Here is a 10,361-nt window from a genome sequence, read left to right as displayed (position 1 = left end):
GGATCAGATCAGGAGGTGGCCGGCTTCAAATCGGAACGGCGGCCGGAATGAAATCGGAACAGGTGGCCGGCTTCATCTTGGAATGCATGGCCGGCTTCGTCGGAATCCGCAGATAAGCCTCTGAGAACCCGAGGTCCCCTTCGCGGATCAATCGCACGAAAAGGTCGCTATCATGCACGTGTAGCTCAGCGGTGGGGCCGTGCCGCGCGCCGTTCGCGCGGAACCGGCGGCCATCGGGCAGCACGAAGGTGAGTTGCCCCGCTTCCATTTCACGAGCTCTTCCGAAAACCGACGCAAAGTAGAGCGGCAGGTCAGTTTGTTCCCTCATGGTGGCCAACGCTTCCCTCGGCCTCCTGATCGTCATTCGGAGCAGATAGACGGCATTCCATCCCTATCCAGTATTGCCGCCCCCGCGCGACTAAGTAGAGAATGAGCATAACGACGATCAGAATAGTTAGTTGCAGGCGCGGAAAATCCAGAAGCCGGATGAACCAGATGTTCGTCTCGTTGAGCGGCAGGCCGAGTCCTCCGCCGCGTTCAGGAGGAGAATGAGAGATAGCCGGCACGGTTCGACGCCAGTTTGTCCGATCGTTGTGCCGGCGTCTGATCTTCTTCCCTGATAACGCGTGCGATGGTCGGAGCGCCACGCGCCCCGAGAGGCTATAAGCGGGACGGAGCGGAGCCCGGCGGGGTTGCCAGGATGCGGTGGGACAGGAGCGGAGCCTACTGATAAGCATGTACGAGTTATGATTCACAGGCCACGCTTGCCTATCCCAAGCCGCACAGCGGATGCCGAAGATCCGCTCCCGCCAAGAGCAGTCGTTCGCCTCAGCAACGGGCATGGCGGGTAAGTCCCAAACCCGGACCTTCCAGCCAGTAAACACTCGGCTTTCTCGAACGGTAGCTTCCGGGATCTACAAAAGGACAGTTGAGTGACCGGGTGGAGCGCGATGCAGCCGTACAGTGAAGTCGGCGACACGCTTCCTTGGTTTGTCGCTGGCAACGCATTTGCCGCGCGATTCGGAAAAATTTGCTGATCTGGCACCTCCCCGGGCGAGCCGGATTGGAGGCCTCCGCCTCGAGATTGCGCGCATATTTCATCGCCTGCAACTTTAACGATTTGCTTTAACAAGGCTGAACCTCTGCCGCCTATGACGTCGCCTCGAAGCCAGCAGCCCATCGTTCGCGACAGCATGCAGGCTTCTTCACCAAGGGGATCAACGTGGCAGAAAGTCAGAAGCAGCAGCTCAAGTCGAAGAAGATTAAGACGGCCGAACAGGCCATGCCCGCCAACGAGGCGGAGGATTTCGATTTCACCGGCGTGCCGGCTGAGGTCAAGACGGACCTTCTCGAGATCGAGGAGGAGTGCCTGACGGCGGCACGCAACAACCTGAAAGAGGTGTTCCGCCTCGGCAGCCGCTTCGCAAAGGCGAAGGAGAGCCTGCCCAAGCGGTACGAGGAATGGGTCCGCAAGCGCTGCGTCAACTTCACGACCCGCACCGCGAGCAACTACGTCGCGGTGCACGAGCGCTTCCACGGCCAGAAGGACAAGGTGATCCGGCTCGGCCTGAAGTCCTCGGCCCTCTACGAGATGGCGAACGCGCCCGAGGCGGCGGTTACCGAGATCTTCGACCTCATCGAGTCCGGCGAGACACTCCTCGGTGCCGACGTGACCCGGGTGCTGAAGAAGTACAAGGATCCTGCCAAGCAGCGCGGACGCGTGGGAAAGGGCGGACCGGCGGGACTGAGGGCGTTCGTTGCCGAGTGCAACGTGACCGCGCAGAAGCGCTGGTTCCAGGTGGCCGGAGAACTGCTCGCCTTCCTGAACGAGGTGTATCCCGAGGACAGCGAACGCCTGCTGGTCAAGAAGCCCGCGCTGTTGGCAGGCTTGGTGGCGCGCGCGAACTGGCTCGGCATGGAGCTCTCGCGAATGTCCGGATGCGGATTCCACCACGCTGCCGATGCAAGGATGGGCTCTGCCTTTGAGGACATCCGGGAATGGACCAGTCCGACATGGAGGCGGCTCGACCATGCGCTGCTGAACGTCGGACGTGGCGCGGACGTACCGCTGGATACTCTGAGGCAGAGTATCCGTGACGATGTCGTCCCCGGACTGCGGTGGGCTCTCGGGCGGGAAGCTGAAGGTGACGCATTCTTCGTCACGGAGGCACCGGACACCGCGACGAAGCCGGAAGCGGCACCCGACAACGCCGTCGATGAAACGCTGACGTCCCACTCACCCGACGGGGAAGCCAGCGTCGACGATGTGATCGAGGCAGCGGAGCGCGATGAGACTGACGTCGACGGCGATCCTTCCCTGGATGATGTACCCTCGGCTGCGCCGGATGAGTCTGAGGCTTCCGTGATCAGCCTGAAGAATGGGCCGAACGCGAAGGAGCCGACGGCTTCCAAGATGTCGAACGACGTCGCGAACGATGCCAAGCCGCGGAGCGCAGAGGCCTCGTAAGTTACGAGACAAACGAGGGGGCGGCCAATGGCCGCCCCCTCGTTTATAGCAGATGCCGCGTTCTCTGAATCGCGCGGCTGACAAACACCGTTTGCAGAAGTAATGACGGCGAACGGACAAAAAGCAAACGGTGTTTGATGGATTGCACCACTGGATCGGGCAAGCCGACCGCGGAGGTGGCAGCCGAAGAGCGCAAGCGGTCACGGACATCGGCAGGTCGATGAGCGACGGGTATCCACCAAGGGGATGGTGACGGTCAGCTCGGGCTTTGAAGCCAGCAGGTAGTAGGCAGCAGCCCAGTTCGGGTGGGGCAGCGTCGACCACCCCGTATCCGAACAGCGCCGCCAGCGTCAGGGCAATGCCACCTGCGGCCTACCGCCGACCTCGTAGACCGCCAGACCTCAGTCATCGCCCTCATCGTGGCGGCCCCGCCCGAGATGCGGCTTTCTCTGAAACGCCCAGCCGTCCTTGTAGCGCGTGACCAGGTCGTCGAACCGGAACTCGGCCCCTTCGCGATCAAAGCCGAGCTCCACGAGCCTGCGCACGACCTCCCATCTGATCTTCCTCAGCCCGTCGTCATCATTCTTCTCGAAGCAGAGCGTGATGAACCAATGGAAGGCGACCGCGGCGACATCGTCCCGGGAGGGGATCCGTGCCTTCGCCTGTGCCGCACGGTACTCGCGTTGATACGCCGCCTGACGCGCGTTGCGGGACGCCCGTTTCGTGCTGTGGGTCTCGTCATCCGTGCGGGCGCTCTTTCCCCTGGTCGATCTGGAGGGCTTGGGTGGCTTCTGGCTGTCGGCGCTCATCATCGTCTCGGCTGCGTTGCTCAGGACCGCGTGGCGACCGTCACGAGGTGTGCGGGGCCGACGCAGCCAAGATGTAGCCCGCAAGATCTAAAGGCTTCGTCGGAAACCGCGTCGGCCTTCGCCTCAAATGCCAAACGGCGTTTGCACGCCTGAATCGGGAATCTCGACGATCGTAACGCTGATCTGCAGCTTTGAATCGCGGAAGTGGAGGTTCGCAACGTCTGTCCGGAGCTTTGAATCAGGAAAGCGCAACTTGACTTGCGTCATTCCAAATCATCTCGACGTGCGGGGGCTTTGAATCGATGCGCACGGGCTGGCGAGGCCGCGAGCTCCGGCGCATGTCGTCCTGAGCCGGGACGCTGAATCGCCCGTCCCGAGCTTTGCAACGGGGAACCACGGGTTCGCAACGGCGATCCGGAGCATTGAAACGGAAAAGCGCAACTTGACCTGATTTGAGATGCGTTGCCGGGAAGGCATGACAGGTTGACGACACGTCCATCGGGCTCGAGATCATGCCGGGCGGCAGCGGCGGCAGCCATCGGTTTCGCCGCCTGCCTCCGGCACCGAACATGCATCGGCATGTCTTTCTCGGAAGCCTCAGCCGTCGCTGGCCGGAGGTCCCAGCCGATAGAAGCGGCTGAGCGTGCGGGCATAACCGTGATGCGGTGCATACAGGTGAAGCTGCGAGGTGATGGTGTTCGTGCCGCTGCGCAGCCTGGGATGGCCGTAGACCTCGCCCGTCAGGCACGGCTGCATGCGTCCGCCGAGCGCCCAGTGCTCGAGGACGGGCGCATCGGCGAGATCCCGCGGTGTCGGGTGCGGTCCCTCGGCGATGCGGGCGATGTCGCGCTGAAGTTCGGTCAGCAGATGCAGTTCCTGGTCCATGTGAAGGGCGGTGCCGTTCGGCATGATGATGATGCTCATGGGGGTGGTGTCCTTCATTGACGGGAGCGGGTGCGGCTCGCGTCGTTGCGGGGTGAGGTCGGCTCGGTGATGGGCGTGGGAAAAAAGCGTCCGGCAGAGTCACCCAGACCCGTCGGACGCCTGGGACTGGCTCGGCGCGCCCGTCGCGAAGACGGCGGCGATCTCGGCCGCGTTCAGGCTGCCCGCCTCGGTCAGGGCGTCGGCCAGACGCAGCAGGCTGGCCCGGTCCGCGGCGATCGTGCGGGTCGCCAGATCGAACGCCGCCTCCAGCCGGGCGTGGACAGCTTCGCTCAGCGGACTCTCGTTGAGAAGCAGCAGTTCGGCGGCTTCCATGGAGCGATGCAACAGCGGCTGCGAGGCCCCGAAGCCCAGCTCGATCTCCATCGACAGGGCGAGCCGGGTGGCATTGGCGAGATCGCTTGTTGCCGATCCACCGGATCCGGCGGTGACGTTGCCGAACACGACGCCCTCGGCAGCTCGCCCGGCGAGCTGGGCGGCGATCAGTGCCTGCACCCACTCCGGCGACTGCACGATGTCCATGTCGAGCGTCGCCTCGGCGTAACCACCGCCCGGATCCTCGATGGTCAGTGCGACCTCGGTGCCGAGCTTCAGCGCCCGGCGAACGAGGGCGTGGCCTGCCTCGTGTACGGCCATGCGGCATCGCACGTCCCGGGAGCGTCGGACGCGGCGGTGTGCAAGCCCGGCATCGAGATCGCCATAGGTCAGGCTGCGACCCTGCCGCCGCGCATGGCCGCGGGCCTCGCGCACCAGCCGCTCGATATCGGCGCCGCTCAGGCCGACGGCGCGGCGAGCCAGATTGTCGAGGGCACCCATTGCGGTGGGCGACGCGCCCGGGGCGGTCTCTACAACCGCCTCACAGTCCTCGCCGAGGTGGTGGGCCAGGATCCCGGTCAGCGCCGCACGGTCGGGCATGGGAATGGTGATCTGGCGTTCCCAGCGGCCCGATCGCTTCAAGGCCTCGTCCATCGCTTCCGGGCGGTTGGTCGCGCCGACGATGATGACGCCTTCGGACTTGGCCGCCCCATCCAGCAATTCCAGCATCTTGTTGACCAGCGCGTTCCAGTAGTCGGCATGGCTCCGGTTCTGCGGCTGGCGTTTGCCGATGCCGTCGCACTCGTCGATGAACAGGATGGAAGGCGCATTGCGCCGGGCCTCGCTGAAGGCGCCATTCATCTGCTTGATGACATCGCCGAGATAGCTGGCCTCCAGCCAGGTGGAGACCGAGGTGACGTGCAGCGGCAACTCGAGGCTATTGCACAGCGCCCGGGCGAAGGTGGTCTTCCCCGTCCCAGGCGGCCCCGACAGCAGCAGGCGCGAGCTGAGCTGGTCCCATGGCAGGGTGCCCGCGCGCCAGAGATCGAGATCGGCCTTGAGATCCAGTGCCCAGCCCTGGGCGGCCCCGTAGCCGGACAGCGTCTCGACACGAAGACGCAGCGGCCCGCCCGATGGCTGCGGCTGGATGACTTCCGACGTAGAAGGAACGGAGGCAGCCCGCTTGCTGGTGCGATGGCGATTCCCGCTGTTCGCCGACAGGCTGTTTGGCGGTCGGTCCCAGTCGCGATCACCCTGGGACCATCTGCGCCGGGCGTCCGACATTGCCATACCCGCATCCTCGCCGTCGCCGTCGCCGTCGCCGTCGGCGTCGATCGTGGCCAGATGTGTCAGCACGGCGATCATCCGGTCGATCGGCACGCCGGGCCGGATCGCCAGCGACAGATCACCGACCGACAGGCGTGCCGGGTCCAGGGATGCAGCCGCGATCGCCGACTGCACGTGGCCATTATCGTGCCCGGCGATCAGCGCCGCCGTTCTGGCAATGGTCGGTGCGTCGAGGCGCCCGGCATCCAGCACCCGGTCGGCGGCCAGCGTCAGCAGTGGCGGGATCCGATCCGTTTCCGCGATCACCAGCAGGGGATGTCCGGCCCGGGCGGTGTGGGCGATCCGCACGCGCAGGATTGTCTCGTCCTCACTCTCCTGATCGGCGTTGTCGGTCTCGCAGAGCATCGACACGATGCGCCACCGGACGTCCGCGGCGTCGGTGAACCGGATGTGGCCTACGGGACGGATGTGCTCGAGGTCGACGGTCTGGGCCCGGCCGGGAAGCACGGCGCCTGCTTCCAGGAGGCGTTTCGCCGAGTCGGCAAAGCCCCGGGCCTCGGCACGGATGATGACGACGGACGTCTCGAGATCGAGCAGGTCGACGAGGGTGCCGACGCCGATCCCGCTCTGTCGCAAACCCTGTTCAATCATGAGAAGCGTGGCGACGCTTTCGGCGATCGCGTGCGCACCGCTGGCCGCGGCGGTGGCGGTGGCGGTGGCGAGAGAGGGTGCCGCCGGAGGCCGTTTGCGCGACCTGCGCTGCTGCTTGCCCCCGGCCATCAGACCGATCCTTCGCGCGGAGCCAGTCCGGCGTTGGCCACGATGAGGTCCTTGCCCCGCAACCAGTCCAGCACGAGGCGGCAGGTCGGGTCCCCGGCATCGGCGTGGCGGCTGAGGGTCTCGACGAGAACAGCCGGGTAGCTGTGGCGGGGGCGGTCACCAGGCCGGGCGCTCGTTCTGGCGACGTATCGCTCGTGCTGGCGGGCGGTCCAGAGCGACAGGCCGACCAGCAGGGCCGTGTCCTCCTGGTCGGTGGCGTCCGCCGTCGGAGGGGCGGGCAGGAAGCCCGGCTGTTGTGGGAGGAGCTGTCTGTCGGGCGTCTGCTGGCTTGATGGGGTCGGCGTGGAGTGGTGCATGGACATGGCTTTCCCGTGCGCCGCGCCAGCTCAGGCGGCTGCGGCGTGGTTGAATTGGAGAATGAGGAAGTGGCTGCGGCCGGATCAGGCGCCGAGGCGGGCCCTGGCGAAGCCGAAGCGTATGCTGCGCGGTATCGGTGGGGACGCAGATCGGAAATTTTTTCCGATCCGGTCGCCGGGAGCCTGATGGGCGAACGCCGCGCCATCGGCGATGTCGTCGCCCATCATCGTGGCGCGCTCGTCGAGGCCGTCCTCTTCCGGATGAGCCGTATCGCCCACACCGGGACGCGAGAGCAGCGACGCATCCGTGCCGACCAGCCTCCGGGCTTCGGCGACGAGCTGCCTGCGGATCTCGACGCCAAAGCGACGGCGCAGTTCGGCCATCGCCTCGGCCGCGCCCTCGATCTCCAGGAGGTCGTCGATCTCGTCCATCGCCCAGATGCCGTTCGCATGGTCGCTGGGCGCGCTGGCGCCGTCGACGATCGCGATCCCCACCGTGTCTACCGCCAATCGCTTGTGCTCCTTGTAGAGCCAGTCGGGGAGGATCAGCGATGTCGCCAGCATTCGGGTCTTCAGTTCCGCCAGGCGGTGGGTGTCGAGATAGGAGGCGACCGACCGCTTCACGTCGAGGATGACGGCGCTGCGATAGCGGCAGTTCACCACCACGAGGTCGGGCGTGTAGGTCACCCGGGTCCTGGCGTCGGCATCGAAGCTCAGGCCCTGCAAGGTGCCGCTCCGATTGTGGGCGATCGCCTCCAGCGCCGCCGGGGTCACAGGCAGTCGCAACGACTGCCACAGCACGACGAGGTCCGGATTGCGCTGTCCGATGGCAATGATCGCCTGTTCGAGCAGCTTGCCCTCGTGGAACGAGACCGACCGGATCAGCGAGGCCAGGCCGATGAAGTCGCCGAGGATCGCGTCCGGGGACGGTGTGCTGGTGGCGACGGCGGTGACCGCCTTGCCGATCAGCGCGTCGAGGTCGGATTCGATGTCCGCGAACCGGACGTGGCAGGAATAGCGGGGACGCTCGGCATCAGCCGCGGCGGCACCCTTCGAAGAACGAAGCATGAGAAATCCCTTCGAGTGGGAGACGATCAGCGCCAACCGCGACAGCAGCCGGGAACGTCGCGGCGCGAGCCGGAAAGGCTGGGAAACGGCGCACGGCGGCAGCGATGAGGCGAAGCCTCATCGGGTCTGTCGGTGGTCGGTGATCGTTTGAATTGGAAAGACGGAACGGGTGCTGCGCCTCAGGCGCGGGCTGTTTGCGACCGCGGCATCAACGCGCGGTGCAATCTCCGCGGGCAGCTCGGCCGCGCGGTCATCGTTTCTCGTTCTTTCCTCGAAGGGACGAAGCAGTTATGGCTCGTCATAGCCCAAGACCTCTTATCCAGGTTGCGGGTCAGGCCCTCGTTCGGTGCGTCAACACCAGCGGGGGCCGTCTCATGTCGGCTCAGGGTGATCCAAAGCCCGAAAAGGAAGGTGAGCCCTTCAACCTGCGATCGCAAGGCGTCGGTGGGACCTCGACGCCGGAATGGTTAAGGGCGAGCTCACGCTTCCTGCTTGAGATCAGTACAGACATCCGAACAGATGCAGACGCCTAGCTGACCACCGACCGACTACTCATCGCTGAGGGAGACGAACTCATGTGGTTCAAGTTCTATCTCGTCAGAGGCTCGCGGCAGTTTCGCTAGATCAAGAGAAATTGGCTGCTTCGCAATTATCGCACTCCGCTGGGCAAGTGCTGCCCACTCGGCTTCAGCTCGTTCTCGAACTCGCTTGGCTGTCTTCTTCGTCGGCATCACCGGGCGTCGAGCTAGCTGACCGCGAGATCGTTCCAGACGATACCGTTTGTCGATATTCTCATATTCGTGAAAAACAGCCTCGGCCCATGCCTCCAAGCCTGCATATTTTAGCCCCAGTCGCTCGGACTTGTTGTAGTATTCTCGGGTAACACTCGCTTCTTTATTGTCATGGTCTCCATCGTCGTTGGAGGCATGATCGAGGATCGCGGATGCCGTCCCGCTTGGGAGGCTCGTGTGAGAAGCCAGGTGCGTGGTGAGCGAATCCCGGATTTCATGCAGAGTGAAATGAGGAAGACCGGCTGCGGCGAGTTGATCGTCCGCCACCTTCTTCCCGTCCTTGAACCCGCGCAGCCGTTTGAGCAGACTGATGAGGATCGTGTCGCTTACAGGCTTATCAGAGACCATCTTTCCCCCGGAGTTTAGTTCTTGAGGACGGGAAAACCCAGACGCTATCTCTGCGGCGATGCGGATCGAGAAGGGCACGGCCCAACGTCCGTTCAAAGACTATGGGGGGAATGGCAAGGGTGAAGTGTCGTCCGCTTTTCATGTCGACAGGAATCCAGGAGACTTCGTACCACCCCTCATGCCGAGTTCTGTCGACGATGCGATCGATGGTGGCCTGATAGGCGGCATGTGTTCGCTGCGCCGTTAGTGCGACCCACCAAAGAGCAGCAAGTGCTATTTCCGTCGTCTCCAGTCTAATCTTTCGATCCGGCGCAACGCGATTGCGCTCGGCGATGTGAAGGACCATCGCAACATCGCGCGCGGTTAACGGCGGCGTCGCCAACTTTCCCTCCATCTTGGCAATCTCTGCCTTGGATGCGTATGCGTTGAACTGAAGCTCAGACCACCAAGGGGCCACATCATCGAGTTGCGCCGCGGAATGCCGTCGCTTTGCCCATTTGTACGCCGACTTTACGTAAACAATCAGTTTTTGCTGGCGCCCCTTCGCTCCGGCGTCCCACCAGAGATCCCGAATGGCCTCGACGTCCTGTTTTTGGACGTCGCGCGCAAGTTTCCTGTTCAGGGCATCTGCGACGTCAGGATGACGGAAAAGGGCTTGTACTTCCTTGATCGTCTTCTGGCTCTCCGGTTTGACTGCGCCGGTGCGTGTGATCGTGGGCTTTGAAATGCTCTCTGCAATGTAACGCTCTGCCAAGATCGCAAATGTCCACGCGCCGCTGTCCCGCGCCGCAATCGAAGCTCCGGTAGCATTGGCCTGTTCATGCCCCACGCCGAGCGCGCGGGCCGCGAGGTACGCATCAACATCGAGCCCGAGTTTCATCATTTCACGGACCCGGCCTCCGAGTTCGACCGCATCCTTCCCCGTGTAGATGTAGCCACTCTCTCGACGTTCCGCCCTGACATCGGGGCTGCCGACGCCGCCGAGGCGCTTGAACTTCCCATTCCACTTGAGGAACCAGCCGGCACTTCTACCGGAAACACGGATCGTCAGGCCAGTCTCCCCCGGATCTCTGAGCACCAGCGGCGTAACTGCTCACGTCGGTGGCATTCTGTCTTGATTTGAGGGGCTGGATATGAGTCAAGATTCCCATGACTCACCCGCCCCGACGCTTGCTGACCGACGCTGATAAGGACGCAC

10 protein-coding genes are annotated in these 10,361 nt (G+C 64.0%); 1 reads left to right on the top strand and 9 read right to left on the bottom strand.

Annotated features, from left to right (window positions below):
* Positions 1-25: 25 nt before the first annotated feature.
* The gene (locus VQ042_RS23135) at positions 26-328 is read right to left on the bottom strand and encodes a hypothetical protein (protein WP_331822648.1); all 303 of its coding nucleotides are present in this window, start codon (positions 326-328) and stop codon (positions 26-28) included.
* Positions 329-1,282: 954 nt separating this feature from the next.
* On the opposite strand from VQ042_RS23135, the gene VQ042_RS23130 reads away from it, so the two are divergent.
* The gene (locus tag VQ042_RS23130) at positions 1,283-2,467 is read left to right on the top strand and encodes a hypothetical protein (protein ID WP_331822647.1); all 1,185 of its coding nucleotides are present in this window, start codon (positions 1,283-1,285) and stop codon (positions 2,465-2,467) included.
* A 401-nt stretch (positions 2,468-2,868) separates the two neighbouring features.
* Here VQ042_RS23130 and VQ042_RS23125 read toward each other — a convergent pair whose 3' ends face one another.
* The 8 genes from VQ042_RS23125 to VQ042_RS23090 form a co-directional block, all read right to left on the bottom strand.
* Positions 2,869-3,276: a hypothetical protein gene (locus tag VQ042_RS23125; protein ID WP_331822646.1), complete on the bottom strand. Its 408-nt coding sequence runs from the start codon at positions 3,274-3,276 to the stop codon at positions 2,869-2,871.
* 123 nt (positions 3,277-3,399) lie between these two features.
* Positions 3,400-3,543, bottom strand: coding sequence for a hypothetical protein (locus tag VQ042_RS23120; RefSeq protein ID WP_331822645.1), 144 nt, complete (start codon positions 3,541-3,543; stop codon positions 3,400-3,402).
* 330 nt (positions 3,544-3,873) lie between these two features.
* The gene (locus VQ042_RS23115; RefSeq protein ID WP_331822644.1) at positions 3,874-4,200 is read right to left on the bottom strand and encodes a DUF6634 family protein; all 327 of its coding nucleotides are present in this window, start codon (positions 4,198-4,200) and stop codon (positions 3,874-3,876) included.
* Between the two features lie 99 nt (positions 4,201-4,299).
* Positions 4,300-6,600 (bottom strand): AAA family ATPase, encoded by a 2,301-nt coding sequence (locus VQ042_RS23110; protein WP_331822643.1) that lies wholly within the window; start codon positions 6,598-6,600, stop codon positions 4,300-4,302.
* Positions 6,600-6,962 carry a hypothetical protein gene (locus VQ042_RS23105; protein ID WP_331822642.1) on the bottom strand — a complete coding sequence of 121 codons (363 nt, stop codon included), beginning with the start codon at positions 6,960-6,962 and terminating at the stop codon, positions 6,600-6,602. Before VQ042_RS23105 ends, VQ042_RS23110 begins: the two co-directional genes overlap by 1 nt.
* Before the next feature lie 78 nt (positions 6,963-7,040).
* Positions 7,041-8,024, bottom strand: a complete 984-nt coding sequence (locus tag VQ042_RS23100) for a hypothetical protein (protein WP_331822641.1) — start codon at positions 8,022-8,024, stop codon at positions 7,041-7,043.
* A 548-nt stretch (positions 8,025-8,572) separates the two neighbouring features.
* Positions 8,573-9,163 carry a hypothetical protein gene (locus VQ042_RS23095; protein WP_331822640.1) on the bottom strand — a complete coding sequence of 197 codons (591 nt, stop codon included), beginning with the start codon at positions 9,161-9,163 and terminating at the stop codon, positions 8,573-8,575.
* The gene (locus tag VQ042_RS23090) at positions 9,153-10,241 is read right to left on the bottom strand and encodes a hypothetical protein (RefSeq protein ID WP_331822639.1); all 1,089 of its coding nucleotides are present in this window, start codon (positions 10,239-10,241) and stop codon (positions 9,153-9,155) included. The genes VQ042_RS23095 and VQ042_RS23090 overlap by 11 nt, the downstream gene beginning before the upstream one ends.
* Positions 10,242-10,361 lie beyond the last annotated feature (120 nt).

It is taken from the genome of Aurantimonas sp. A2-1-M11 (assembly GCF_036549475.1).
In the GTDB taxonomy this organism is placed as follows: domain Bacteria; phylum Pseudomonadota; class Alphaproteobacteria; order Rhizobiales; family Rhizobiaceae; genus Aurantimonas.
Note: the sequence above shows the minus strand (reverse complement) of the source record. Positions and strands in the feature narration are given on the sequence as shown.

What these genes read in the sequence shown, in the direction of transcription:
- VQ042_RS23135 (WP_331822648.1), bottom strand. Translation starts at nt 328, where the DNA reads ATGAGGGAACAAACTGACCTGCCGCTCTACTTTGCGTCGGTTTTCGGA.
- VQ042_RS23130 (WP_331822647.1), top strand. Translation starts at nt 1,283, where the DNA reads ATGCCCGCCAACGAGGCGGAGGATTTCGATTTCACCGGCGTGCCGGCT.
- VQ042_RS23125 (WP_331822646.1), bottom strand. Translation starts at nt 3,276, where the DNA reads ATGAGCGCCGACAGCCAGAAGCCACCCAAGCCCTCCAGATCGACCAGG.
- VQ042_RS23120 (WP_331822645.1), bottom strand. Translation starts at nt 3,543, where the DNA reads ATGACGCAAGTCAAGTTGCGCTTTCCTGATTCAAAGCTCCGGACAGAC.
- VQ042_RS23115 (WP_331822644.1), bottom strand. Translation starts at nt 4,200, where the DNA reads ATGAGCATCATCATCATGCCGAACGGCACCGCCCTTCACATGGACCAG.
- VQ042_RS23110 (WP_331822643.1), bottom strand. Translation starts at nt 6,600, where the DNA reads ATGGCCGGGGGCAAGCAGCAGCGCAGGTCGCGCAAACGGCCTCCGGCG.
- VQ042_RS23105 (WP_331822642.1), bottom strand. Translation starts at nt 6,962, where the DNA reads ATGTCCATGCACCACTCCACGCCGACCCCATCAAGCCAGCAGACGCCC.
- VQ042_RS23100 (WP_331822641.1), bottom strand. Translation starts at nt 8,024, where the DNA reads ATGCTTCGTTCTTCGAAGGGTGCCGCCGCGGCTGATGCCGAGCGTCCC.
- VQ042_RS23095 (WP_331822640.1), bottom strand. Translation starts at nt 9,163, where the DNA reads ATGGTCTCTGATAAGCCTGTAAGCGACACGATCCTCATCAGTCTGCTC.